24 protein-coding genes and 1 tRNA gene are annotated in these 25,989 nt (G+C 67.1%); 16 read left to right on the forward strand and 9 right to left on the reverse strand.

Annotation, left to right across the window (positions count from 1 at the left end; translation table 11 throughout):
* The first annotated feature begins 157 nt into the window (after positions 1 to 157).
* From egtA to egtD, 4 genes are all read left to right on the forward strand, one after another.
* Positions 158 to 1,513 (forward strand): ergothioneine biosynthesis glutamate--cysteine ligase EgtA, encoded by a 1,356-nt coding sequence (gene egtA, locus OG203_RS30705; RefSeq protein ID WP_405160719.1) that lies wholly within the window; start codon positions 158 to 160, stop codon positions 1,511 to 1,513.
* A gap of 193 nt (positions 1,514 to 1,706) precedes the next feature.
* Positions 1,707 to 3,053, forward strand: coding sequence for an ergothioneine biosynthesis protein EgtB (egtB, locus tag OG203_RS30710; RefSeq protein ID WP_405160720.1), 1,347 nt, complete (start codon positions 1,707 to 1,709; stop codon positions 3,051 to 3,053).
* A gap of 34 nt (positions 3,054 to 3,087) precedes the next feature.
* Positions 3,088 to 3,978, forward strand: coding sequence for a class II glutamine amidotransferase (locus tag OG203_RS30715; protein WP_405160721.1), 891 nt, complete (start codon positions 3,088 to 3,090; stop codon positions 3,976 to 3,978).
* On the forward strand, positions 3,975 to 4,946 hold the full coding sequence (egtD, locus tag OG203_RS30720; protein ID WP_405160722.1) for an L-histidine N(alpha)-methyltransferase: 972 nt from the start codon (positions 3,975 to 3,977) through the stop codon (positions 4,944 to 4,946). Before OG203_RS30715 ends, egtD begins: the two co-directional genes overlap by 4 nt.
* Here egtD and OG203_RS30725 read toward each other — a convergent pair.
* From OG203_RS30725 to OG203_RS30750, 6 genes are all read right to left on the reverse strand, one after another.
* Positions 4,943 to 5,608, reverse strand: coding sequence for a DUF2461 domain-containing protein (locus OG203_RS30725; RefSeq protein ID WP_405160723.1), 666 nt, complete (start codon positions 5,606 to 5,608; stop codon positions 4,943 to 4,945). The genes egtD and OG203_RS30725 overlap by 4 nt on opposite strands.
* A gap of 10 nt (positions 5,609 to 5,618) precedes the next feature.
* Positions 5,619 to 6,758 (reverse strand): hypothetical protein, encoded by a 1,140-nt coding sequence (locus tag OG203_RS30730; protein ID WP_405160724.1) that lies wholly within the window; start codon positions 6,756 to 6,758, stop codon positions 5,619 to 5,621.
* 157 nt (positions 6,759 to 6,915) lie between these two features.
* On the reverse strand, positions 6,916 to 7,176 hold the full coding sequence (locus tag OG203_RS30735) for a hypothetical protein (protein ID WP_405160725.1): 261 nt from the start codon (positions 7,174 to 7,176) through the stop codon (positions 6,916 to 6,918).
* A gap of 100 nt (positions 7,177 to 7,276) precedes the next feature.
* A complete protein-coding gene (locus OG203_RS30740; protein WP_357381568.1) occupies positions 7,277 to 8,257 on the reverse strand; it encodes a ribose-phosphate diphosphokinase in 981 nt (326 codons plus the stop codon).
* Positions 8,254 to 9,744 (reverse strand): bifunctional UDP-N-acetylglucosamine diphosphorylase/glucosamine-1-phosphate N-acetyltransferase GlmU, encoded by a 1,491-nt coding sequence (gene glmU / locus OG203_RS30745; RefSeq protein ID WP_405160726.1) that lies wholly within the window; start codon positions 9,742 to 9,744, stop codon positions 8,254 to 8,256. Before glmU ends, OG203_RS30740 begins: the two co-directional genes overlap by 4 nt.
* 107 nt (positions 9,745 to 9,851) lie before the next feature.
* Positions 9,852 to 9,922, reverse strand: a tRNA-Gln gene (locus tag OG203_RS30750).
* A 262-nt stretch (positions 9,923 to 10,184) separates the two neighbouring features.
* Between OG203_RS30750 and OG203_RS30755 the strand changes: the two genes are divergently transcribed.
* The 9 genes from OG203_RS30755 to OG203_RS30795 all read left to right on the forward strand — a co-directional run bounded on the left by OG203_RS30755 (position 10,185) and on the right by OG203_RS30795 (position 19,605).
* Complete coding sequence (locus OG203_RS30755; protein WP_051187212.1) at positions 10,185 to 10,799, forward strand: TetR/AcrR family transcriptional regulator; 615 nt, start codon at positions 10,185 to 10,187, stop codon at positions 10,797 to 10,799.
* A gap of 182 nt (positions 10,800 to 10,981) precedes the next feature.
* Positions 10,982 to 11,629, forward strand: coding sequence for a TetR family transcriptional regulator (locus OG203_RS30760; protein WP_396975032.1), 648 nt, complete (start codon positions 10,982 to 10,984; stop codon positions 11,627 to 11,629).
* A gap of 82 nt (positions 11,630 to 11,711) precedes the next feature.
* Complete coding sequence (gene mfd / locus OG203_RS30765) at positions 11,712 to 15,326, forward strand: transcription-repair coupling factor (protein ID WP_405160727.1); 3,615 nt, start codon at positions 11,712 to 11,714, stop codon at positions 15,324 to 15,326.
* 119 nt (positions 15,327 to 15,445) lie between these two features.
* Positions 15,446 to 16,096, forward strand: coding sequence for a MazG family protein (locus tag OG203_RS30770; RefSeq protein WP_405168060.1), 651 nt, complete (start codon positions 15,446 to 15,448; stop codon positions 16,094 to 16,096).
* 79 nt (positions 16,097 to 16,175) lie between these two features.
* On the forward strand, positions 16,176 to 16,577 hold the full coding sequence (locus OG203_RS30775) for a hypothetical protein (RefSeq protein WP_405160728.1): 402 nt from the start codon (positions 16,176 to 16,178) through the stop codon (positions 16,575 to 16,577).
* A gap of 52 nt (positions 16,578 to 16,629) precedes the next feature.
* Complete coding sequence (locus OG203_RS30780; protein WP_405160729.1) at positions 16,630 to 16,959, forward strand: hypothetical protein; 330 nt, start codon at positions 16,630 to 16,632, stop codon at positions 16,957 to 16,959.
* A gap of 47 nt (positions 16,960 to 17,006) precedes the next feature.
* Positions 17,007 to 17,234 (forward strand): hypothetical protein, encoded by a 228-nt coding sequence (locus OG203_RS30785; RefSeq protein ID WP_405160730.1) that lies wholly within the window; start codon positions 17,007 to 17,009, stop codon positions 17,232 to 17,234.
* Between the two features lie 30 nt (positions 17,235 to 17,264).
* Positions 17,265 to 18,359, forward strand: coding sequence for a glycerol dehydrogenase (locus OG203_RS30790; RefSeq protein WP_405160731.1), 1,095 nt, complete (start codon positions 17,265 to 17,267; stop codon positions 18,357 to 18,359).
* A 292-nt stretch (positions 18,360 to 18,651) separates the two neighbouring features.
* Positions 18,652 to 19,605, forward strand: a complete 954-nt coding sequence (locus OG203_RS30795; protein WP_405160732.1) for a phosphodiesterase — start codon at positions 18,652 to 18,654, stop codon at positions 19,603 to 19,605.
* Here OG203_RS30795 and OG203_RS30800 read toward each other — a convergent pair.
* Complete coding sequence (locus OG203_RS30800) at positions 19,553 to 21,016, reverse strand: stealth family protein (RefSeq protein ID WP_405160733.1); 1,464 nt, start codon at positions 21,014 to 21,016, stop codon at positions 19,553 to 19,555. The two genes, OG203_RS30795 and OG203_RS30800, sit on opposite strands and share 53 nt — an antisense overlap.
* Before the next feature lie 635 nt (positions 21,017 to 21,651).
* Between OG203_RS30800 and OG203_RS30805 the strand changes: the two genes are divergently transcribed.
* From OG203_RS30805 to OG203_RS30815, 3 genes are all read left to right on the forward strand, one after another.
* Positions 21,652 to 22,104 carry a flavodoxin domain-containing protein gene (locus tag OG203_RS30805; RefSeq protein ID WP_405168061.1) on the forward strand — a complete coding sequence of 151 codons (453 nt, stop codon included), beginning with the start codon at positions 21,652 to 21,654 and terminating at the stop codon, positions 22,102 to 22,104.
* 121 nt (positions 22,105 to 22,225) lie between these two features.
* Positions 22,226 to 22,717, forward strand: a complete 492-nt coding sequence (locus tag OG203_RS30810; RefSeq protein ID WP_405160734.1) for a pyridoxamine 5'-phosphate oxidase family protein — start codon at positions 22,226 to 22,228, stop codon at positions 22,715 to 22,717.
* 77 nt (positions 22,718 to 22,794) lie between these two features.
* On the forward strand, positions 22,795 to 23,370 hold the full coding sequence (locus OG203_RS30815; protein ID WP_405160735.1) for a TerD family protein: 576 nt from the start codon (positions 22,795 to 22,797) through the stop codon (positions 23,368 to 23,370).
* Between the two features lie 102 nt (positions 23,371 to 23,472).
* Here the strand turns inward: OG203_RS30815 and OG203_RS30820 are convergent, their stop codons facing one another.
* Entirely contained in the window at positions 23,473 to 24,885 is a 1,413-nt protein-coding gene (locus tag OG203_RS30820) for an MATE family efflux transporter (protein ID WP_405160736.1), read from the reverse strand.
* Between the two features lie 49 nt (positions 24,886 to 24,934).
* Positions 24,935 to 25,972, reverse strand: a complete 1,038-nt coding sequence (locus OG203_RS30825) for a PLP-dependent cysteine synthase family protein (RefSeq protein WP_405160737.1) — start codon at positions 25,970 to 25,972, stop codon at positions 24,935 to 24,937.
* Between the last annotated feature and the right edge of the window lie 17 nt (positions 25,973 to 25,989).

Here is a 25,989-nt window from a genome sequence, read left to right on the forward strand (position 1 = left end):
GGATGGTCCCCAGTTCGGATTCTTGTCGATTTCTTGTCGGTCCCCCTCGCTACTCTGGATGAATCGCCGCGACGGGAACACAGCACGGCCACGCGACGGTTACAGATCAACGGCGGACACGAAACCACAGCAACTCGGACGCACAGTGGAGGTTGGTATGGCGGTCACGCTGGAACATTCAGAGCTGGTCAGTCGGGTCATTCACGACGGGGAGCTCAATTCGCGAGCCGCCGCCGAGGCGTATATCGGCGGTGTCTGCTTCAAGCAGGGACCACCTACGCTGATCGGCGCCGAGCTCGAATGGCTCACCGTGCAGGGTGAGTGTTCGGCGTCAGGCCCGTCGGCCGCCCCGCGTCCGCAATTGACTGCTCTTGCCGATGCCCTCGGACCCTACGCACCACGGTCCATCGCCCCCGATTCGCCGGAGTTGGCACTGCCAGGGGGCAGCCGGGTCACCATCGAACCCGGCGGTCAGATCGAACTATCCAGCGCACCATTCGCTGATGCCGCGCAGTTGAGTACCTCGCTCCGCGACGATGCCCGCCTCTTGCGGGAACTTCTCGAATCTCGTTCCATCCGAACCGTTTCCCTCGCCGCCGACGCGGACCGCCGCCCCAAGCGGCTGCTCCAGCTGCCGCGTTATCGCGCGATGGAACAGACCTTCGCCGGTATCGGCCCGTTCGGCAAACTCATGATGTGCAATACCGCCGCGACCCAGGTCAGCGTCGACGCCGGCGCCGATCGCGCCGATATCGCCGCCCGCTGGACCGCGCTGTATGCCATCGGCCCGGCATTGCTCGCCGCCTTCGCCTGCTCGCCCTCGTTGCGTGGCGCACCTGCGGGTGAGTGGGCGTCGCAGCGGATGCGGGCCTGGCTGCGCCTCGACAACGCCAGGACCAGGCCGCCGCTGATGGACTGGGCGGATCCGATCCTCGGCTACAGCAGGTGGGCGCTCGACGTGCCGCTGCTGTGCGTCCGAAGACCGGAGGACACCGCGGGGCCGAGCACGAATGGTCACGGCGCCGACACTGGCTGGTCGCCACCGCCGGGAGCCACCTTCGCGGACTGGCTCACCGGTGCGCTGGACGACGAGGTCGGGCGCAGGCCCGACCGCAACGACCTCGACTATCACCTCACCACGCTGTTTCCGCCGGTGCGTGCGTCCGGGTATCTCGAGGTCCGCTATATCGACGCCCAGCCCGGCGACAGCTGGACCGTCCCGATCCACGTCCTCGACGCGCTCATGTCCAGCCGCACCGTGGTGGCCGAGGCGATCGCCATCGCCGCGCCACTCGCCGGGCACTGGCTCGACGCCGCCCGCCACGGATTGGCCGATCTGGATATCCGGTCGGTCGCGGTGGAACTCCTCAGCCTGGCCGCCGCCAACGCGGCGACCGACGAGGCCGCCCGCGAGATCGAATCCGCCGCCGAACGATGTCGCAGCGGCCATAGACCCGCGGCGGATTCCGCCGCGGCCGGTGCCAGGGCGGGTGGTTCAGGAACCGTCTCGTGAGCGCGCGTCAGCGAGCGAACCAAAGACACCGCCGTGCATCGCTCGGTCATGACGGAGCTGAGCGTCAGCGACGTGGAGTCATGAGTGAGCTTTCCCTTGGCGCGGTCGTGCCGAGAGCTTGTCTGCATTGCCGATCCGGTCCGGCGCACGGAGCTGCGCCGAAGCCGACAGGAACTAGCACCGGAGACCTATCGTGACCATTCACCATTCGCCTGCCACCGACAACGCGGCCACCGAGCACCTGCGCGAGCAGATCGCCGAAGTACTCACTCGCGCAAGACAACGCACCCTCACCCTCACCGACTGCATCGACGAGGCCGAGCTGGTGGCCCAGCACTCGCGGCTGATGAGCCCCCTGGTCTGGGATCTCGCGCACATCGGCAATCAGGAAGAACTGTGGCTGGTCCGCGATGTCGGTGGCCGCGAGCCGGTGCGCGCCGACATCGACGAGCTGTACGACGCGTTCAAACACGCCCGCTCGAACCGCCCCGCGCTGCCGCTGCTCGATCCGACTCAGGCCAGGGGCTACGTCGGCACCGTGCGCGACAAGGTGTTGGATGTGCTCGACCGCAGCGACTTACGCGGTTCGCCGCTGGTCGACGGCGGTTTCGCCTTCGGCATGATCGCCCAGCACGAGCAGCAGCACGACGAGACCATGCTGGCCACCCACCAGCTGCGCACCGGTGCCGCGGTATTGACGGCGCTTGCCGTGCCGACCACCACCGCTCCCGTCACCGGCGAAGTCGTCGTTCCCGCAGGCGAATTCGCCATGGGCACGTCCACCGATCCGTGGGCACTGGACAACGAGCGCCCCGCGCATCGAGTTCGGTTGCCCGGCTTCGCGATCGACGCCGCGCCGGTGACCAACGAGCAGTACCTCGCCTTTATCGACGACGGCGGCTACGACCGGCCCGAGCTGTGGTCCGAACGCGGTTGGGCGCACCGCACGGAGGCTGGCCTCGTCGCGCCGCAATTCTGGGAGCGCGACCCCGCCGGGCACTGGTGGCGTCGCGTTTTCGGCGTGATGACCCCGCTGCGCCCGCACCAGCCGGTGGTGCACGTGTGCTGGTTCGAGGCCGAGGCGTTCGCCAACTGGGCGGGTAAGCGTCTACCCACCGAGGCCGAATGGGAAAAGGCGGCGCGCCACGACCCGGCCACCGGCGCCACCCGCCGATTCCCTTGGGGCGACACCGAACCCGACGCCGCCACCGCGAATCTCGGTCAGCGCCATCTGGAACCGGCCGATGTCGGCGCCTATCCGGCGGGCGCGTCCCCGGCCGGGGTGCATCAGCTCATCGGCGATGTCTGGGAGTGGACCGCATCGGGTTTCGACCCTTACCCGGGCTTCCACGCCTTCCCGTACAAGGAGTACTCGGAGGTGTTCTTCGGCGGCGACTATCGCGTCCTGCGCGGCGGCTCCTTCGGCACCGACCCGGTCGCCTGCCGCAGCACCTTCCGCAACTGGGACCACCCGATCCGGCGGCAGATCTTCTCGGGATTCCGGCTCGCTCGCGATCTGCGGCCGGGGGAGGGCGAATGAGCGCCGCAGACAAACCAACTGGAGGTGAACGCTGATGTGCAGACATCTCGGTTACGTCGGCCCGGCGGTGCGCGTCGGTGAGATGCTCACGGGCGGTACGCATTCCCTGCGGACCCAGGCCTGGGCACCGCGAGACATGCGTGGCGGCGGCACCATCAATGCCGACGGATTCGGCGTCGCGTGGTGGCGGGACGCCGATTTGGTCGGCACTCGAAACCCGTTGGCCACCAGCGCACTACCCGGCGATGGCGCGACGGCCAGCACGCTGATCGCCAGCCGGTACCGCAACGCCGCACCCATCTGGACCGACCCTGCGGTGGAAGAGGTGCTGTCCCAACTTCATTCGACCGCCGTGCTCGGGTCGATCCGGTCCGCCACCGTCGGCATGCCCATCGAACGGACCGCGTGCGCGCCGTTCACCAGCGAGCGGTGGGCCTTCAGCCACAACGGTTCGGTGCCGAACTGGCGGCGGGTCATCACCGCCGCGTCGTCGGACATGGACGTGGCCGCCTCCCAATTCGGCGCGACCAGACTCTTCGAGACGATCCAATTGCTCGACGCCGAATCGCCCACCGATGCCGCGACGCTCTGGGTGCTGCTGCGGCAGTTGCTCACCGCGGTGGCACCGGACGGTTTCGTCGATTCCCCCGGCACCGCCCTCGGCCTGCTCGCCTCCGGCGTGCTGAAACACGAGCCGACCGCTCGGCTCAACTTCCTGCTCGGCGACGGCGAAACCCTGTGGGCCACCACGGTGCACCACGCCCTGTCGGCGTTGGTCACCGACACCGCCGCCGTGCTCGCCTCCGAACCCTATGACGACGATCCGAATTGGCAGTCGATTCCCGACCGCAGCCTGGTTATCGCCAGGCCAGGCAAGCTCACCATCGATCCGCTGCCCGACAGCACGAAAGGCGCTTCCCGATGACCGCACCTACGCTGGAGATCCACCTATCCGACGACGACCTCACCTCGGCCTTGCGCGCGGACGCCAGGCTCGGCCTCACCGCCGACCCGAAGTGGCTGCCGCCCAAGTGGTTCTACGACGCGCGCGGCAGTGAACTGTTCGAGAAGATCACCGAGCTTCCCGAGTACTACCCGACGCGCACCGAACGCGCCCTGCTCGAGCGGGTGGTCGGCGAGATCGCCCGCGTCGCGCAGGCCGAGGTGCTCGTCGAGCTCGGCGCGGGCTCGGCCGCCAAGACCCGGCTGCTGCTCTCCGCGCTGACCGCCGAGGGCCCGCTGAAGACCTATGTCCCGCAGGATGTCTCGTCCTCGGCGCTGCGTGCCGCGGCCGACGAGATCGCGGCCGAGTTCCCCGGCCTCGCCGTGCACGGTGTGGTCAGCGACTTCACCGACACCCTGCACAATCTGCCCGGCGGTGGCCGCCGGATGATCGCCTTCCTGGGCGGCACCATCGGCAACCTGGTCCCCGCCGAGCGCGCCGAATTCCTCGCAAGCATCTATGAGGTGCTCGAACCGGGCGAGCAGCTGCTGCTCGGTGCCGGACTTGTCATCGATCCGGCCGTGCTCGTCCCCGCCTACGACGACGCGGCAGGCGTGACGGCGGAGTTCAATCGAAATGTGCTGCACGTCTTGAACTCTCGCCTCGACGCCGACTTCGCGCCGGAGAAGTTCGAGCACATCGCGCGGTGGGACGCCGAGCACGAGTGGATCGAAATGCGCTTGGCGGCGACCGAGGACATGACCGTCACGGTCGGCGAGCTCGACCTCACCGTGCGGTTCGCCCGCGGCGAGCAGATGCGCACCGAGATCTCCGCCAAGTTCCGCGTGGCTGGCCTGAACGCGGAACTGTCCGCCGCCGGGTTCAGTACCGAGCAGGTGTGGACCGATCCCGACAACCGCTTCGCGCTCGTCCTCGCCGCACGCGACTAGGCAAGCAAGGGCGACCGGGTAGTCGCGCCGGTCACCACCGCGGCGAGCCAGTCGACCAGGGGCCGCATCGTCTCCCAGGCGGTGCGGATCTCCTTGGCGGCCCGTGGTTTGTCCAGCCACGGCGGTGCCCCGATGTCCTTGTTGCAGACCAGGGCCTTGTGCCGGAGCAAGTCGATGCGCGGATGGTCGGCGTCGTAACCCTTGGGCTTGGTCTTGAGCTTTTCGCCGCCGATGGTGTAGCCCGCCTTGGTCAACTTCGCCAGGATCGCCGCCAGTTCCGGGCCGCGCACGTCGTGATCGATGGTGGCGCGCAGCTGGGCGATCTGTTCCGACGATCCGCCGTAGAAACCGCCAGCGACGTAGAGTCCAGCCGCGCCGACCTGCACATACCAGCCGGTGCTCGGCGCAACGGAGACATACGCGCCCTGGTGATTCTTGTACGGCGTCTTGTCCTTGGAGAAGCGCACGTCGCGATACGGCCGGAAGATCTTGGCCGCACCGAAATCCGGCTCGAGTTCCGCGGTGAGGGCAAGCATCGGCGCCTTCACCGCCGACTCGTACACGTCCTTGTGCGCGGCCCAGAAGGTCTTCGAGTTGTCGGCTTCCAAATCCTCGTAGAAATCCAGCCCCGCCAGCGGAAAGCCGCTGAACTTGTCGCTCATACAGAGCAATCTACGTTCTCAGGTCTCCGTTGAAGATAAGGAACCCCACCAGGAAGCCGATGATCATGGTGATGCCCGACGCGATCGCCGCCCACTTGCCAAGCGACTCGCCCTTGTTGTGGCCGACGATGCCGAGCACGATGCCCGCGGGGCCGAACAGGATGGGGCAGAACAACACCGCGATCACCGCGCACACGAAACCGATGATCGAGAACACCTGGGTGCCGGACGACTGCGGTGGGGTGGTGTAGGGCTCGTAGGACTGCGGGTAAGCGCCATAATCGCCGGGCTGTGGGCTGCGCTGTTCGCCATAACCACCGGTCGGCGGATAGTTGTAAACCCCACCCTGCGGATACTGCGGTGCCCCACCCGAATCCGGTGCTCGGCCGCTGCCCGGGTACTGCGGCTGATTCTGTGGATACTGCTGCGCCCCCCACTGCTGCTGACCACCGGTCGGCGCACCCCAAGCCTGCTGACCATCCGACGGATCCGCACCCCAAGGCGGCTGACCGCTGGCCGGTCCGGCAGGCCCGCCACCTGACGAAGGCTGACTGCTAGGCGGCCCGGCCGGTCCCGAATCCCACGAGGGTTGATTGCTTGATGGTCCGGCCGGTCCCGAATCCCACGAGGGTTGATTACTCGACGGCCCAGCTGGACCCGAATCCCACGAGGGTTGATTGCTCGACGGTCCAGCAGGTCCGCCGCCCGATGACGGCTGGCTGCTCGACGGCCCGGCCGGTCCGCCTGACGACGGCTGACTCCCCGATGCCTGCCCGCCGGACGTTCCCGAACCCCAAGAAGGTTGGTTGCCTGACGGCCCAGCGGGCCCCGAACCCCAGGCAGGCTGCTCGGTCGGCGGCCCGGCCGGTCCCGAGCCCCACGGCTGCGATTGCCCACCCAGCGGCCCGGCGGGCGCGTCGGTGGGCTGCCACCACTCACCGGCCGAGGGTGGCGGCGCCGCATACGGCTCGCTCGAAGGTTCCGCCGCGCCAACATCTTTCGACAACGAAGGTGCTGAGTCGGGGGACTTCGCGGCAGCACCGGAGTCGCGCGACGAAGGCGCGGCGCCCGACTGTCTCGGCGCCGACGCGGACTCCGCGTCTGCTGGTTCCGCGCCGCCGGTGGGTTTCGGATCCTGTGGCGTGCTCATCGCGCCTCCTCGTGTCGTCCGGTCGCCACCGCTGCCTACCTCACCGCCGCGCCAGCCGCGGACGGAATGCGTCCGGCTTGTCCGTTATGCGTACCACGGCGGCGGAGCTGTGATAGCCGATTGCGTCAGGTGGCGCCTGGCGAGCATCGACCGGGTGTCAGAGATCGGTGTCGTCGACGATGTCCATGGCTATCACCTCGGCGGGCCGCTCGTCATCGGCGGCTTTCTCGGCGCGCTGTTCGCGCGGGGTCGATTCCTGCGCCAGCTCGTCGGCGATGCTGAGCCTGCCGTCATCGTCGTTCTCGTGATAGCGAATGCGCAGGTCATCCGGCGGATCCTCGATATTGCGCTCGTAAGCGCGGATCTCGTCGGCTTGGTCGTCGTCGCCCAGGTCTGTGTCCAACGGTTCACGGTCCATACCCCTCAGTATCCCCGCGTATTGCCACAACTAACGGAGCGGACGCAAAGAAATGGCGGCCCGGACGTCAAGTCCGAGCCGCCATCGCTGCGGTGAAAACCTATGCGTTGCCGTTGAAAAGGCCGGTGACCGAGCCGTTCTCGAAGACCTCGCGGATGGTGCGGGCCAGCAGCGGGGCGATGGACAGCACCGTCAACTGCGCGAACTTCTTCTCTTCGGTGATCGGCAGCGTGTTGGTGACCACGACCTCCTTGGCACCGCAGGCGGCGAGCCGCTCGGCGGCCGGGTCGCTCAGCACGCCGTGCGTCGCGGCGATGACCACGTCACCGGCACCGGCGTCCTTGAGCACCTTGACCGCGCCGGCGATGGTGCCACCGGTGTCGATCATGTCGTCGATCAGGATGCAGGTGCGGCCCTCGACATCGCCGACCACGCGGTTCGCCTTGATCTGGTTGGGCACCAGCGGGTCGCGGGTCTTGTGGATGAACGCCAGCGGCGAGCCGCCGAGCGAGTCGGCCCACTTCTCGGCGACGCGCACGCGGCCCGAGTCGGGGGAGACCACGGTGATGTGGTCGAGGGTGTAGTTGGTGCGGATGTACTCGGCGAGCTGCAGCTGCGCGTGCATGTGATCGACCGGGCCGTCGAAGAAGCCCTGGATCTGATCGGTGTGCAGGTCGACGGTGATGATGCGGTCCGCGCCCGCGGTCTTGAGCAGGTCGGCGACCAGGCGAGCCGAGATCGGTTCGCGGCCGCGGTGCTTCTTGTCCTGACGGGCGTAGGGGTAGAACGGCAGCACGGCGGTGATCCGCTTGGCCGAACCGCGCTTGAGCGCGTCGATCATGATGAGCTGTTCCATCAGCCACTGGTTCAGCGGCGCGGGGAAGCTCTGCAGCACGAACGCGTCGGAGCCGCGGACCGACTCCTCGAACCGGACGAAGATCTCGCCGTTGGCGAAGTCACGCGCGGTCTGCGGCGTGACGTGGACGTCGAGTTCCTTGGCGACCTGCTCGGCCAGTTCAGGATGGGCGCGTCCCGAGAAGAGCATCAGGTTCTTCTGGTTGTCGATCCATGACGCGGTCACTGCTGTTTGCCGTCCTTTTGCTCGATTGCCTGACCGGAGTTCTCTTTGGCGGCGTTGGCTTCTGCCGCCGCGCGCGCCGCGGCCGTTCCAGGGCGGTGCCGCTGCACCCAGCCCTCGATGTTCTTCTGCGGCCCGCCGGATATCGCGAGTGCGCCGGGCGGAACGCTTCTGCGCAGTACAGTACCCGCCGCCGTATACGCGCCGTCACCCACCGTTACCGGTGCGACAAACATCGTGTCGCTTCCCGTTCGCACATGCGATCCAACAGTGGTGTGATGCTTGGTCACTCCGTCGTAGTTGACGAAAACACTGGAAGCGCCGATGTTGCTGTGTTCACCGATGGTGGCGTCGCCGACATAGGTCAGATGCGGCACCTTGGAGTGCGCGCCGATCGAGGCGTTCTTGGTCTCCACGAAGGCGCCGAGCTTGCCGGAATTGCCGACCACGGTGCCGGGACGTAGGTAGCTGAACGGGCCGATGCTCGCGCCGGGGCCGATCATCGCGCCCTCGCCGTGCGTTCGGACGACCCGCGCACCGTCGCCGACGACGACATCGGTCAACGTGCTGTCCGGCCCGATCTCGGCGTCCTCGCCGATCACGGTGTCGCCGAGCAGTTGCACACCGGGGCGAAGCACCGCGTCCCTGCCGATCCGCACGCTCGCGTCCACCCAGGTGGAGGAGGGGTCGATGATCGTGACGCCGGCCCGCATGTGCCGTTCGAGGATGTAGCGGTTGAGCCTGCTCGTCGCGTTGGCCAGCTGGACCCGGTCGTTCACGCCGGTGACCTTGGCCGCGTCGACCAGGCGGGCGCCGTGCACCGGATGCCCGGCCTCGCGGGCCAGGCGGAGCACGTCGGTCAGATACAGCTCGTGCTGGGCGTTCGCGGTGGACAACCGGCTGATCATGGTGCGAAGCACATTCACGTCGAACGCGTACACACCCGAGTTGACCTCGGTGATCGCGGACTGTGCCGGGGTGGCGTCGGCGTGCTCGACGATCTCGACCACCTGGCCGTCGGCATCGCGCACGATGCGGCCGTAGCCGTTCGGGTCGTCGGGCACGAAGGTCAGCACCGTCACCGCGGACCGTTCGGCGTAGCTGCGGTGCTCGTCGAGCAGCGCGGACAGCGTGTGCCCGTCGAGCAGCGGCACGTCGGCGGAGGTGACGAGCAGATCACCGGTGAAACCGACGGGCAGCGCGGCGAGTGCGCACTGCACCGCGTGACCGGTGCCGAGCTGTTCTTCCTGGATGGCCGGGGTGATCTCGCGGCCGAGGTCGGTGGCCACCGCGTTGACGGCGGCGCCGACCTGCTCGCGGTCGTGGCCGACCACGGTGATCAGATATGCGGGGTCGATCTCGTTCGCCGCATGCAGCGCGTGCGCGAGCATGCTTCGACCGGCCAGCGAATGCAGCACTTTGGGGGTCTTCGACCGCATTCGCGTCCCGGCACCGGCTGCGAGAACGACGACGGCGGTCTGCTGTGGCATGGATCTCCCTCGGCTGCCTGTCATCGTGCTTGGCTCATGCTCATCGTGCTCGGTCTGCTGTGCTGGGCGCAGATGTGCGGGCCAACGATAGTCATCGTGCTGCCGAGCTCCGCCGCCAGGACTCGAACCTGAACTATCTGAACCAAAATCAGAGGTGCTGCCATTACACCACGGCGGATTGCCACATCGGCGGATCGGGAACACCCGCCTCCGTGCCACGGCACGGGAAAGATCCTCGCATACACCCACGCCTCTCCGCGATTCTTGCCGGTAGTTGGAGCGTTGAGACGGTCGTGGCCCGAGCTGATCGAAGGCGCGCCCGGGGTTGACGGGGCAATCTGAACGGCTGTCTGGAACAGTTAAGGCACCGGATGGTCGTTAGGCGAAGGGAGGCGGAAGCGATGTCGACCAGTGAACCGCCCAGGGTGCCTCGTCCACGGATGACCGGAACCCAGCGGCGACAGCAGCTCATCGAGATCGGTCGCGCGCTATTCGCCGAACGTGGATATGACGCGACCTCGATCGAGGAGATCGCGCAGCGGGCCCAAGTCTCCAAACCCGTGGTGTACGAACACTTCGGCGGCAAAGAGGGGTTGTACGCGGTCGTCGTCGACCGGGAGATGTCGATGTTGCTCGACATGATCGTGTCGTCGCTCACCCAGAATCGGTCCCGGGTCCGGCTCGAACAGGTCGCGCTCGCGCTGTTGACCTACATCGAGGAACGCACCGACGGCTTCCGCATCCTGGTGCGCGATCAACCGGCCGGCAACGCCGAGGGGCGCTACTCGAGCCTGCTCAACGAGGCCGTGAACCAGGTGGCGCACATCCTCGCCGGTGACTTCGAGCGCCGTGGTTTCGACACCAGCCTGGCTACCCTCTACGCGCAGGCGCTGGTCGGTCAGGTCGCCACCGCCGCGACCTGGTGGCTTGACGAACGCAAGCCCTCGAAAGAGGTTGTCGCCGTGCACTTGGTGAATCTGTGCTGGAACGGGCTGAGCCATCTGGAGGCCGACCCGCATCTCAGCTCGGAGTGGCGCGCCGGTATCGAGGAGTGACTCGGGTTGTTAACCAGCGAATTGCGAAGCGGGTCCAGTCGAATGCTCGAATTGACTGCCGAGGGCCCGCCTGGTGGTACGGTTCACCCATCCTTTGGGTGCTGTTCGGGCGGTAAGTCGGTCTACTTCGTGATGTCGGTCTACTTCAGGATGGCTGGTTTTTAGGATGACAGGCGGATCTGATGGCTAGGCAAGCGCGCGCGGAGATCACCCGCGACTCCGTTCTTGCGGGCGCTGCCGATGTCTTTCTGCGCTTGGGTTACGCGAACGCGAGTCTGAGCGAGATCATCGCGCAGTCCAATGTGACCAAGGGCGCCTTGTACTTTCACTTCGGCTCGAAGGAAGAGCTGGCGCGCGCGGTGGTCGACCAGGGCAACGAGCGGCTGGTCAGCTCGTGTCAGGGTTTCTTCGATCCCAGGGTGCCCGCGCTCGAGGCGTGTATCGGCATCACCTATGTCGTCGCCGACCTATCGATGAACGATCCGATGGTCGGCGCCATGCTCAAGCTGACCCATCAGATCGGTGACTACCGCGGCGCCCAGGGCGACAACATCGCCAAGACCTGGGGCGACACCTACCGCGTTCTCTCCGAAAGGGCTATCGCCCAAGGCGATTTGCAGCCCGAGCTCGACGCCGACGTGATCGGCATGCTGCTGCAGGAGATGACCGCTGGCGTGCACATCATCGCGGTCGGCACCGAGTCGATCGATCAGATGGCGACGCGCATGGAGCGCGTCTGGTACTTCCTGCTTCCGTCGATCGTCCCCGGTGAGAAGCTCGCCTACTTCCGCGAGTTCGCCGCCAGGCGCCTGCGTCGCTACGTGCCGTAGCAGCCTCAGCTCGATCTGTCGGCGGCCTTGACTAGACTTTTGCCTGCTGCTCGAATTACCCGGCTTGAGCTCAGGAGTTGTGATGCCGACCCATCGTCCACCGCTTGCGGGACTCGCGGCGGTCGCCGGTGCCGATGCCGCGTTGCGGACCGTCACCGAGCTGGTCGGTAAATCCTCGGTCGAGCTGGTCGGGCCGTCCGGCGTGCGCGCGTTCGTCGCCGCGGCGATCGTGGCGAAACAGCCGATCGTCGTGGTGACCGCGACGGGGCGCGAGGCGGATGACCTGACGGTCGAGCTCGAGGAGATGCTCGGCCCGGCGGTCGCGCAGTTCCCGTCCTGGGAAACCCTGCCGCACGAGCGATTGTCGCCCGGCGCCGACACCGTCGGGCGCAGGCTCGAAGTGCTGCGCAGGCTGGCCCACCCCGAAGATCCTGCCTTTCCAGCACCGCTGCGTGCCGTGGTGACCACCGTGCGGTCGCTCATGCAGCCGATGGCGGGCAGCCTCGGTGATATCGAGCCGATCGTGCTGCGCGTCGGCGCCGAACTCGACTTCGATGAACTCCTCACGCGCCTGGTCGAATTCGCGTACAGCCGGGTAGACATGGTCGGCAAGCGCGGCGAGTTCGCGGTGCGCGGCGGCATCCTCGACCTCTTCCCGCCGACCGCGGATCATCCGGTGCGCGTGGAGTTCTGGGGCGACGAGGTCACCGAGCTGCGTCCGTTCGCGGTCGCCGATCAGCGCTCGCTCACCGAGGTGTCGGTCGATGTTGTCGTCGCGCCGCCCTGCCGCGAACTGCTGCTCACCGCCGACGTTCGTGCGCGCGCCGCCGAGGTGGCTGTCGATTACGCCGCCGACGCCGCCCTGGTCGAAATGCTGGAGAAGCTGGCCAACGGCGTCCCGGTGGACGGCATGGAGGCGCTGCTTCCGGTGCTCAAACCCGGCGAACTGCGGCTGCTGACCGAGGTACTGCCCGAGGGCACCCATCTGCTGCTGTGCGATCCGGAGAAGATCCGCACCCGCGCCGCCGACCTGGTTCGCACCGGCGAGGAGTTCCTCGAGGCGTCCTGGACCGCGGCCTCCTTCGGTGCCGACGCGCCGCTCGGCGCGCACGGCCTCGACCTGGCCGCGTCCGGCTATCAGGCGCTGCCCGACGTGCACGCGAGCGCGGACGAGCGCGACCTGCCCTGGTGGACGCTGAGCCCGCTCACCGCGGGCACCCCCGCCGAGGTGGTGCTCCCGGTGCTCGCCGGGCCGACCGCCCGCGGCTCCGACGAGCTCGTTGCGACCATCTTCGCCTCGCTGCGCGCGCACGTTGCCACCGGCGGCCGCGCCGTGGTCGTCGTCGCCGGACACGGTACGGCGCAACGCATTCTGGAACGCCTCGGCGACGCCGACGTGCCAGCTGCGGCACTGGAACCCGGTGCCGAACCGAGCAACGGGGTCGTCGGCGTGCTGTGCGGCTCGCTGCACGACGGTCTGATCTTCGACGACGCCGGGCTCGTCGTCGTCGCCGAATCCGACCTCACCGGCAACCGGATGACCGCGCCGGGCGACGGCAAGCGCTTGCCTGCCAAGCGCCGCAACCAGGTCGACCCGCTGGCGTTGAACGCGGGCGACATGGTGGTGCACGACCAGCACGGCATCGGGCGATTCGTCGAGATGATCGAACGCACCGTCGGCAGCGCGCGCCGCGAATACCTCGTCATCGAATACGCGCCGGGCAAGCGCGGTCAGCCCGGCGACCGGCTGTTCGTGCCGATGGAGTCGCTTGATCAGCTGTCCCGCTACGTCGGCGGCGAGCTGCCGAGCCTGTCCAAGCTCGGCGGGTCCGATTGGGCGAACACGAAACGCAAGGCGCGCAAGGCCGTTCGCGAGATCGCGGGCGAGCTGGTGCAGCTCTACGCCGCGCGCCAGGCGGCGCCCGGGCACGCGTTCGGCCCCGATACGCCGTGGCAGCAGGAGATGGAGGACGCGTTCGCGTTCACCGAGACCGTCGATCAGATGACCGCCATCGCCGAGGTCAAGTCGGACATGGAGAAGGCGGTCCCGATGGACCGGGTGGTGTGCGGCGACGTCGGCTACGGCAAGACCGAGATCGCCGTGCGCGCCGCGTTCAAGGCGGTGCAGGACGGTAAGCAGGTCGTCGTGCTTGTACCGACAACCCTGCTTGCGCAACAACATCTGCAGACCTTCGCCGAGCGCGTCGCCGGCTTCCCGGTCACCGTGAAGGGCCTGTCCCGATTCACCGACCCGGCAGACGCCCGCGCCGTGCTCGAAGGCATGGCCGACGGCAGCGTCGACATCGTGGTCGGCACGCACCGGCTGTTGCAGACCGGCGTGCGCTGGAAGGACCTCGGGCTCGTCGTTGTCGACGAGGAGCAGCGGTTCGGCGTCGAGCACAAGGAGCACATCAAGGCGCTGCGCACCCACGTCGACGTGCTGACCATGTCCGCGACGCCGATTCCGCGCACCCTGGAGATGAGCCTGGCCGGTATCCGCGAGATGTCGACCATCCTCACCCCGCCGGAGGAGCGGCATCCGGTGCTCACCTACGTCGGCGCCTACAACGACAAGCAGGTCACCGCCGCCATCCGGCGCGAGCTGCTGCGCGACGGCCAGGTCTTCTACGTGCACAACCGGGTGTCCTCCATCGACAAGGCGGCCAAGCGGATTCGCGAGCTGGTGCCCGAGGCCAGGGTCGCCGTCGCGCACGGTCAGATGAACGAGGACGCCCTCGAATCCACCGTGGAGGGTTTCTGGGAGCGCGAATTCGACGTGCTCGTCTGCACCACGATCATCGAGACCGGCCTCGACATCTCCAACGCGAACACCCTGCTCGTTGAACGCGCTGACGCCCTTGGTCTTTCGCAGCTGCACCAGCTGCGTGGCCGGGTCGGCCGCAGCCGGGAGCGCGGCTACGCCTACTTCCTGTACCCGCCGGAGAAGCCGCTCACCGAGACCGCCTACGACCGCCTCGCCACCATCGCGCAGAATTCCGATCTCGGCGCCGGCATGGCCGTGGCGATGAAGGACCTCGAAATCCGTGGTGCCGGAAACGTGCTCGGCGCCGAACAGTCCGGTCACGTCGCCGGCGTCGGGTTCGATCTCTACGTCCGGCTGGTCGGCGAGGCCGTCGAGGCCTATCGTGCCGCCGCCGACGGCAGGCCCATCACCACCGAGGAGCCCAAGGAGATGCGCATCGACCTCCCCGTCGACGCGCACATCCCGCCCGACTACATCGGCAGCGACCGCCTCCGTCTCGAGGGGTACCGCAAACTCGCCTCCGCCCAGGACGATTCGGCCCTCGCCTCCGTCGTCGAGGAACTCATCGACCGCTACGGCCCGCTGCCGGTCGAGGTCGGCCGCCTGGTCTCCGTCGCGAAACTGCGGCTGCTGGCGCGCGAATACGAGGTCACCGAAATCGCCGTCACCGGAACAACACTCAAGGTGTCCCCGCTGCACCTGCCCGACTCGAAGCAGATGCGCCTCAAACGGATCTACCCCAGCGCCAATTACCGCGCGGCCAGCGGCGTGATCTCGCTGCCGCTGCCCCGCGTCGAAGACAGCGTCGGCGCCGACCGCGTCCGCGACGTCGTGCTCCTGCAATTCGTCGCCGACCTCTTGCTCGCCCTCGACGGAAAAGCCCAGGGCGCGGTGGATCTCACCACCGCGACCGAGGTCTCGGCCGCGCGATGAGTGGCGATCGTGATGAGGCCGTTCTGCGCGCCGCCCGCCACGCTGCCGCTAGCCAATCGAACGACACCCCGTCCGATACCGCGGTGGTGGCGGCCGGTTTGACCGGCGCCGTCGAAGTCATGGACCGCCTCTGGAATTTCGGCGGCTGGGAAGTAACCCAAACCCACGACTCGTTGCGCCCCTATCTCCTCGAGGAAACCTACGAACTCCTCGACGCCATCCAGCACAACGACGCCGATACCATCAAGGAAGAACTAGGCGACCTGCTACTCCAGGTCCTCTTCCATTCTCGAATCGCCGAACACGCAGGCGAATTCACGGTCAACGACGTGGCCGCCGCCTTGGTAGCCAAACTTGTCAACCGCAGCCCATACCTCCGCGACGCCCAATTCGCCGCCGACACCACTCTCGAAGAAAAGATCGCCGCCCAGGAATCCGCCTGGGAAGAACGCAAATCCGCGGAAAAATCCCGCCGCTCCTGCCTGGACGGCATAGCCATGGCCCAACCCGCCCTGGCCCTCGCCGAAAAGATCCGCGACCGCAGCACCAAAGCGGGCCTCCCAGACGATCTCATCCCCGCCGAACTCCGCGTGGTCCACCTCGGCGGCCCCGACAGCGCCGAAGAACGCCTCCGCAAAGCCACCCTCACCTTCGCCACCACCATCCGCGCCACCGAAGACGCCGCCGAATCCGCCCGCGGCCAACGCCTCCCACTAACCAGCGACGACTGGCACAAATACTGGGCCGACCTAGATCATTTCTCCGAATAGCTTCAGCGATTCGAAATCGCGGTCTCCCCACATGGCTGGGGAGTACCTGCCTACCGACGGCGGAGTTACCGTCGTATGCATGAAATCGACAAAGCTATTGATGATTATCGCTTCTGCCGCAACGATTTTCATTGGTCCTGTCAGTACCGGGATTGCCTACGCCGCGACGGAGCCCGCGGCGACGCCTGCTTCGGATAATCCGCCGGTTGAGCCGCGCGGCACCTGTGGCGCCATTGCCAACCCGGTCATCGGAGCGGGGCGGGCGCACTGGGAGTTGCACTGCCACAATGGCGCTGTCACGGTCAGTGGTTTCGTCACGGATACGCGAGCGGACGGACAGTGCGTCAAGGTCAAGGCGGTGTTCGAAGGCAGCATCACCGAATACAGTGCGGCCGCGTGCCCCAAGGGGTCGACCAAGAACTTCTCGTGGACGCACCCCGGCTCCCTGGCCGACGTCTACCTCTTCGCCTACCATGTCTGATCCGCGAACGTCTCGGAAGCGTGCGGTCGTCACCACCGTGACGCATCGGTGCGTGCTGGTAACGGCTGCGGCGGCCTTGTTCGTCGGGGGTAGCGCTGGCCTCGCCGCGCAGGCGGCTCCGCCCGCACCCGCCGCCGTGGATCCGATCATCCAGGCGGCCAGCGCCCCGTGCTTCGTCAGCGGCTACAGCTGGCACGCCGAGCAGGAAATGAACGCCGAGAACATCACCTCGGACTATGTCGAACACGTGGTACAGACCACGTGCCACAGCGCGCAATGGCAATCCGGTAAGAAGAACTGGAAGTACACGACCGGACGCGGTGGCCTCACCGTGATCGCCAACAGCAACGGCTATGTCATCACGGTGTGGCGCAACCGGTAGGTAGGATCACGGCCAGGTATCCGATGGCGAGCCCGAGGTGACAGCCGATGACCTACCCCCGGATCGAGTTCGACCGAGAAGTCAACGCCGCGTCACTGAAATTCACGCTGATCGAATCCGCTGGCGTCGCGGTGAGCCGCCCCGTGGAAGACGAGAACGGCGAGGTCGTCGCCGTACTTCGTTTCGCGCCGAGCGGTGAGCTGGTAGAAGTCGAACTTCTCGATGCGGAAAGGCAGATGCCGCGCGGCCTGCCGATCATTGATACGGCTAGTTGACGGAAAACCGTGCCGATCGGGAGGTTTCGGATGTTGAGTGTGTTTTCTTCGCCGGGGCATTACGTGCAGGGGCGAGACGCGACCGAACAGCTCGGGGCGGAGATGACGCGGCTCGGGATCGGTGGGCCGGTCACCATCGTGGCGGGGCGTAGTGCGCAGCGGTTGTTGACCGAGGCGTGGGAGCGGTCCCTGACGGACGCGAAAATCGCTTACTCCGTGCATCTTTCGAATGGGGAGTGCACTCGGGCGGAGATCGCCAGGATCACCGCTGGTGTGCGGGACAACGGCAGCACAGCGGTTTTGGGCGCGGGTGGCGGGAAGGTGCTCGATTCGGCGCGGGTGGTCGCCGACGATCTGGGGCTGCCGATGATCAGTTGTCCTACCACCGCGTCGAGTGATGCGCCGTGCAGTGCGTTGTCCGTGATCTACACCGACGCTGGCGAAGTCGAGGGTTCGCAGCTGCTCCGCCGCAATCCGGCGCTCGTTCTCGTCGACACCTCCGTCATCGCGCAGGCGCCGGCGCGGCTGCTCGCCTCGGGGATGGGTGACGCGCTCGCCACCTGGTTCGAGGCACGCACCTGCACGGCGGCACAGGTGCGCAATCTGCGCGGGGGCGCGTCGACGCGCAGTGCCACCGCCCTCGCCGAACTCTGCTACCACACGCTGCTCGCCGACGGGCCGCAGGCGCTTGCCGCGGTGCGCGAGCACGCCATCACCCCGGCGTTCGAGCGGATCGTCGAGGCCAACACCTTGCTGTCCGGTCTCGGCTTCGAATCCTCCGGGTTGGCCGCCGCGCACGCCGTCCACAACGGACTGACCGCCGCACCGCAGACCCACCGGTTCCTGCACGGCGAAAAGGTCGCCTTCGGCGTCGTTACGCAGTTGGTCCTGGAAGGCGCGCCCTCGACCGAGATCAATACGGTCCTCGACTTCTGCACCGAGATCGGCCTGCCAACCACCCTCGCAGCCCTCGGCTTAGCCGACGCCCACCAAACGACCCTGTCCGCGATCGCGACCCGTGCCACCGCACCGAACGAGTCGATCCACAACGAGCCATTTGCTGTCGACGCCGCGATGACCCTCGACGCCATCCGCGCCGCCGACGCCCTCGGCCGCGCTCGCTAGCTCACCACCGCACGCTTCCTGATTTCCCGCACCGAGAATCGCATGCGATTCCACGTGCGGGAAAGCAAAAGGCGTGCGGCTGAGACGGCGGGCGGGTATGAACCGCGTCACTAACGAACCGGGGGCCTGGTTAACGTCAGAGCACCTCTACGGGATTTCGACATAGAAACCTCACCTTCCCGCAAGCATGTCGTCACCGTCCGTCGGGAAACCTGTCAGTAGTCCTTCGCTATTCTGGCGGTGGAACCCGAAGCCAATGGCGGGCAAACCGCCGGGGAGGACGTTCGGTCCGGTGCACATCAGCAGAGTCGCGGAGCACCCGCGACCGGATCATGTGTTGTTCCACTTCAGCGACACCCACGTGATTGCCGGCGACGGCGATCTATACGGTGACGTCGACGCGGACCAGCGATTACGCCAGTTGCTAGAACAGGCCGCGGCCAGTCGGATCCAGCCGACCGCGATCGTGTTCACCGGAGATCTCACCGACAAGGGTGAGCCGGCGGCGTACGACAAGCTCAAGAATCTGATCGAACCATTCGCGAGAAGTTTGCCAGCGCCCATTGTGTGGGTCGCGGGAAACCATGACGACCGCAGCCTGCTGCGCCGCAAACTGCTCGGCGAGCGTGCCTCGACCGCGCCGCTCGACCGGGTACATCTGATCGACGGCCTGCGCATCATCGCGCTGGACACCTCGGTCCCCGGCCATCATTACGGCGAGATCTCCGACGAACAGCTGGACTGGCTGCGTTCGGTGCTCGCCGAACCGGCCCCGTTCGGCACCATCCTGGCCATGCACCACCCACCGGTGCCCTGCGTGCTCGACCTAGCCGTCACCGTCGAGCTACGCGATCAGCGCAAGCTGGCCGACGTGCTCGACGGCAGCGACGTCCGCGCCATCCTGGCCGGGCACCTGCACTTCTCGACCAACGCGACGTTCGCGGGCATCCCGGTCTCGGTCGCCTCGGCGACCTGCTACAGCCAGGATCTCGGCGTCGAGCAGGGCGGCCAGCGCGGCCGCGACGGCGCGCAGGCCTTCAACTACGTGCACATCTACCCGGACACCGTGGTGCACTCGGTGGTCCCGATCGACCGCGGCGCGACGGTCGGCAGGCCGTCGACCGCGGCGGAGGCCGCAAGGACGCTCGCGGCGGAGGGGATCGTCATCCCGCCCGCCGCGCGCATCCCGCATGTCATGCGGCGCCGGGCGACGACTCCGGAATCGGACGACGAGACGGTGCGCTGAGCCGCTCCCACGGTGCCGGATCGGGGAAGTAGCGCGACAGGAACGCCGAAACCGCGAGCACCCGATCGGCCTCGGAGATCTCGGGGAAGCTTCCGTCGTTCAGGCAGAAGAAGTCGACGTTGCGTTTCCGCGCGATCCCATCCAGCAACGAGAGCCCCTTGTGGCTCGTCGTGTCGACATAACGCACCTTCGCCGAATCCTGCGGCACCGCACGGCCGGTCAGCATCGCGTAGTAGTGATACAGCGAGTTGGTCACCGAAATGTCGGTGGCGGAACGGAACCGGCTGGTCCTTGTCCGCGCGAAGTCGGCCGCGAACTGATCCTCCATCTCCAGTAATACGCTGCGGCGCAACGGAACCGGCGTGTGCTCCAGATGCCGGGAGATGATGTGCCCGAACCGCTCGGCGAGCAGTTCCCGGTTCACCCGCGCGGCGTTCTCGAAACCGCTGCGCCGCTCGTTGTTACGGCCAGGCCCGATCCTGGTGTCCGCCTCGATGAACCGGCTGATCCCGGCCGAGGTGAAGAACATCGACGGGCGCACCGGACGCGCGAAGAACATGTCGTCGTTGGAGTACAGGAAGTGCTCGCTGAGCCCCTCGATGTGCTGCAACTGGCATTCCACCGCATGGGAATTGAAGGTCGGCAGCCCGCTGGTGTCCGAAAAGTGGTCCAGCGCACGGACAACCGTCACCCGGGGATGATCGGCGAGCCAGGCGGGCATGGTGGAGTCGGTGGCGATGAAGATCCGCCGGATCCACGGCGCGTTCTTATCCACCGACCGCAGTGCGTATTTCAGCTCGTCGATCTGCCGGATGCGGGCGTCCGCGTCGTCACCCTCGCCGACGACCACCTGCGCGAGCATGCCGGCGCGGCGGGCACGGAACTCCGGATCCGAACCGTCCACCCAGGAGAACACCAGGTCGATGTCGAAGCTCACGTCGCTCGGTTGCGGCGCGAACATGTCGACCAGGGTCGGCCACGCCCGATCGAACAGCAGCACCTGCGTCTGTTCGACATCGGCGAGGTCGAACATGGTGCGGGTCAACGCGTTCGGCCGCGGGCATTCGACCGTGTCGCCGTGGTACTCCCACAGCTCCAGATCGACCCGATGCGCCGGGTCGCTGTCGCGGCCGAGCCGGAACACGTTGTGCTGCACCTCTTCACACGCGAAACCGGCCGCGACCGCACCGGCCGTCACCCGGCGCACCATCAGGTGATGCGCCGCGTCGGCGGCGAGCACGAGCCGATGTCCTCGGTCGCGCACCAGCAGGAACGGCACCTCGGCCGCCGCGAGCTCGGAGCGCAGATAGCCCAAATCCGCGATCATCGAGGAAGATACGTCCAGGTTGCCCGCCATCGGTCGGGTAACCATCTCTACTGCACTGGGATTCACTGCCCCCATGTCCATCATCAGCTGTTCTCCACATTCGTTCGTGCACCGTTGGGGCCAACTACCTGGGCACCGCGCCGGAGCCGAGCGGCCTCGCCGCCGACGTCGTAACGTCGGCCGGGGAGCGCCGCGCCCGGCGCGGTCGCATTCAGAAGTGGGGCACGATGCCGTAGCGCAGGAACGAATTGATCACGCGGTATGTAGACGACAGGTAAACCATTCGTTTTCACCTCACTCACGGCAGAACGCATAGCGTCAAATGGGGTGTGCTGCATCCGTGCGCGCGGGCGAGACGACCGAGCGTGCGCACGGGAGACAGCACGCTGGGCCGGACAATCATCGGCCGGCAAAGAGAAGATGTCCCAGACAACAATGGGGACTGTACGAATGATGCATCCGCGGTGACATTTCGTCAATCGGGACACTCCGTCTCACCCGCTGCCGTTCTGCTGCCCTTGGCACCGCCCTTGTGCGTCGACACCCCCGCGTGGCCTGGTAATGGCCACTAAGCGGCCCGATCTGGGCGGTCGTGCGCCTGCTCGGCTGGCTCGTCGTCGTGATCGGCATCATGTCCGTACGGGCACCGGGTGGCGGCGAACGGGCAAGTTAATTAGGCTAGCCTCACCAACATAATCAGGGCTGTGGAGAGGAGCGCCGTGCGCGTCGTCATTCTGTTCGGATCCGAGATGGGCACGGCCGAGACCGTCGCGGGCAGCGTCGCCGACGCGCTCGCCGCGCACGACGTGTCGGTCTACGACCTGGGCGACTTCGCCGTCGAGGACCTCGATGTGCACGACTTCCACATCATCGTGTGTTCGACCTATGGCGACGGCGATCTGCCGACCGGCGCGGAGCCGTTCTTCGACGAACTCACCGCGGCCGCGCCCGACCTGACCGGCCTGCGGTTCGCGGTGTTCGGCCTCGGCGACAGCATCTACGGCGACACCTTCAACCGCGGTGGCGAGATCGCGGCCGAGCGGCTCATCGAGTGCGGCGCCACCCAGATCGGCGAGCACGCGCGCCACGACGCGTCCACCGAAATCCGCGCGACGCACATGGCCCGCGACTGGGCGGCGACCCTGCCGATCCCCGCGTTCGCCTCGGCCTGATAGTCCGCTGAGAGCAGCACGGACATCGGGTGCAGCGCCAGCAGACAAGCGGCCCAGCACTTTAGACTGCTATCAAGCGCGGCACAGCCCGTCGCGCTCGACGATCCATGAGGTGACGAAGATGGCAGCCGGAGCGAGCCCCGTGCAACGTCAAGACCACTCGACAGATCACGACGATCATCCCGAGCTGGACGTGCTACCGGAATGGCCCCAGGAAACGATCGCCGTGCTGGTCACCACCGACCCGGGACCGCACGCGATCCCGGTGTCCTGGCCGGTGCGCGCCGGCGATCGGCGCATCCTGCTCAGTCTCAAGTTCGATCGCGGGTCGCTGGCCAGGCTGCGGGAACGCCCGCAGGTGGCGTTGCTGATCCTCGGCGGCGGTAACGTCGCGTTGTGTGCGCGTGGCACCGCGCGGGTGATCGCCGAGGAGATGCCCGACGCCGCCGACTACGTGGCGGTGCGGATCGATGTCGAGGCGATCGACGACCATCGGCAGTCGGCCTTCGCGGTGGCCGACGGCATCCAGCGGACCGTGCTCGACCCCGCCGAACTGCACGCCCTGGAAGGGCGCGTGCGCACCCTGCGTGCCTGGGTCGACAACCAAAACTGAACCTGCACAACAGTTTCGGGACTCACGATGATAATCGGGAATGAAGGCGGCGCGAACGGGCCGCACGGAAGGGATTCATGAGCGTCACATTGGCCAAAGGCGGAAATGTTTCGCTGTCTAAGCAGGCAGCCAACCTCAGCAAGGTCGCGGTGGGCCTCGGCTGGGACGTGCGCACCACAACGGGCGCCGATTACGACCTCGACGCGAGCGCGCTGGCCACCGGGCCGGACCAGAAGGTGCTGTCGGATCAGCATTTCGTGTTCTACAACAATCTGCGTTCGCCGGAGGGCTCGATCGAGCACACCGGCGACAACCTGACCGGCGAGGGTGAAGGCGACGACGAGGTGATCAACGTCGACCTGACCGCGACCCCGCCGACCATCACCAACATCTTCTTCCCGGTGTCCATCCACGACGCGGACGCGCGCAGTCAGTCGTTCGGCCAGATCCGCAACGCCTACATCCGCGTCACCGACGCGGCGACCGGCGTGGAGCTGGCCCGCTACGACCTGACCGAGGATGCCTCCACCGAGACCGCGATGGTGTTCGGCGAGCTGTACCGGCACAGCAACGAGTGGAAGTTCCGTGCCATCGGCCAGGGGTACGCCTCCGGACTCGCGGGGATCGCCCGCGACTACGGCGTCCATATCTGACCGATCGCACACGTGTCGAACGCGGCGCGGGTCTTCCGGAACCCGCTCGACATCCGGAAGATCCGCCCGGCGTTCGCCGAATCCGAATAGCGACGCCCGCGATCAGCTCGGGCTGCTGAGGCTCTCCGGCGCCTCCGTGATCAACTGCGGGCGGTCGCGTTCCCTGCTGTCGAGCAGGGCGAAGTAGCGGCGCAGCATGAGGCAGGCCGTGGTGGCCAGGCCCGCGGTGAGACCCCACCAGACCCCTGCGGCGCCGAGGCCGATCGGGTAGGCGAGCAGCAGGGCGACCGGGAGTCCGACGCACCAGTAGCCGATGACCGATAGCCGGAAGCCCGCGTTGGTCTCCTTCAATCCGCGCAACAGTCCGGTGCCGATGTTCTGTGCGGCATCGAAGAATTGCAGCACGATGCCGATCAGCAACAGTGTGTGTGCGATCTGAATGGTGCTGGTATCGCTCGAATTCAAGAAGGGCCGCAGCACCAGGTCGGGCGCGATCACGTAGACCGCGCCGGTGAGCACGGCAACCACGGCGACCTGGCGCAGCGCGAGCCAGGCCAGCGCCCTGGCGTGCTGGTACTCGTCGCGCGTGACGGCATGGCTGACCAGGATCGACGCGCCGTGCGACAGGCCGATGGCGACCTGGAACACGATGTAGATGATCTGGTAGACGATATTGTGCGCGGCCAGCGCCGCCGGACCGATGCTGCCCATGACCAGGGCGAGCACCGAGAACATGCCGGCCTCAGAGCCATAGGTGAGCGCGATCGGCCCACCGAGCCGAAGCTCGGCGAGGACGGTGGATCGCCGCACCGGCCACGGCCGCACCGGCAGCGTCGCGCCGAGTATGGGATCGCGGCGCACCATCGCCCAGAACACGCCGAAGGTGATCAGGAAGACCAGCGAGGTCGCTACGCCGATCCCGGTGAGGCCGAGCTCGGGAAGTCCGGCGCGGCCGTGGATGAAGGCAAGGGCAAGCACCAGATTCAGCACCACCGAACCGAGCGTGACCAGTAGCAAGGCCTTTGGGCGCTGCATGCCGACGGTGTATTGCCGCAACACCTGAAACCACAGGCACGGCAACAGTCCTGGCGCCAGCGCGACCATCAGCGGCCGCGCGTCGGCGAGCACTCCGGCGTCCTGGCCGAGCCATTGCAGCGCCCAGCCGAGCCCGATGAGCAGTACGCCACCGGCGATTCCGGCGAGCGTGGCGATCAGCAGGCTCGACCGCAGCACATCCTTGATCTCGTCATCGGGGGATTCGCCACGCTTACCCGCCGAACTCACCGCGGTGGCAATCTGATTGCCGCTCGCGGTGATCAGCCCGACGCACATGGTCCGAATCTGATTGAACAGCGCGATCGCCAGCCCACCCGCCGCCACCTGCTGCACGCCGAGCGTGCCCATCAGCACGACGTTGGTGGTTGACACCGCGATCTGCGCCAACTGCGTCATCGCGATCGGCGTAGCCAGCGTGGTCAGCCGACGACTATCGGCCCGATAATCCGAGAGGTTCACCGAGCCGCCTCCGCACGCGCGGCGGCGGTGCCGCACGCGTTTTCGTGCGTCATCGCGCCTCCGCGAGTTCGGCGGGGCGGCGGGCGGCGGGGGCGTAGTGATGCAGCATCGTGCGTACCTCGGCTTCGGCGGCGGGGTCGAGCAGGTCGCGTTCGGCCATCCAGGCGTCGTCGAAGACCGTGTCCAGATACTTCTCGCCGCCGTCGCAGACGAGGGTGACGATCGTTGAGCCGGGCGGGAATTCGTCGAGGCGGCTGAGCGCGGCATGCACCGAGCCGCCCGCGGAACCACCGATCATCAGACCGAGCTCGGCGGCGATCGCGCGGGCGGTGGCGAAGGCCGCGACATCGGTCACCTTCACGCCCTCGTCGAGCAGCGAGTAGTCGACGGCGGTGCCGATGGTCGCACCGGGCGGGGTGCCGGTGCCGGACTGCCAGTACGGGCCGCCCTCGCCGCCGAAGGCGATCGAGCCGACCGGCTCGACGCCGATTACCCGTGCGGGGCAACCGAGTTGGCGCAGCCGGGTCGCGGTGCCGAACAGCGAACCGCCGGTGCCGACCGAGGACAGCAGGATATCGACCCGCTCGACGTCCGCCAGCAATTCATCGGCCACCGCGTAGTAGCCGACCGCGTTGGCGTCGTTGTTGTGTTGCTCGGTGAAGTACGCGTCCGGCCGCGCGGCGGCCATCGCCTCGGCCAGGTCTTCCCGTGCCGAGGTCGCGAGGTTGTCGTCGCCGTCGTCGGCGACGAACACCAATTCCGCACCCATTGCTCGCATAGCGCGCAGCTTGTCCTTACACGCGTGATGATCGACCACTGCGGTAAAGCGATACCCACGTTCGGCAGCTACTACCGCGAGACCGAGTCCGGTATTCCCGGACGTCGATTCGATGATATGTCCGCCACGCGCCAGCAAACCGCGCCGCTCGGCATCGAGGACCATCTCGCGCGCCATCCTGATCTTGGCCGCGCCGGTCGGGTTGCACTGCTCGAGTTTGAGCAGCAGCCGGGTGCCGGTCGAGGTCGTCGCCAGTTCGAACAGCGGCGTGCGGCCGATCAGGTCCGTCACGCGCGTGACGAGCGGCATGGATTTTCTCCTCGTTG

Source organism: Nocardia sp. NBC_01499 (genome assembly GCF_045040275.1).
Lineage (GTDB): Bacteria > Actinomycetota > Actinomycetes > Mycobacteriales > Mycobacteriaceae > Nocardia.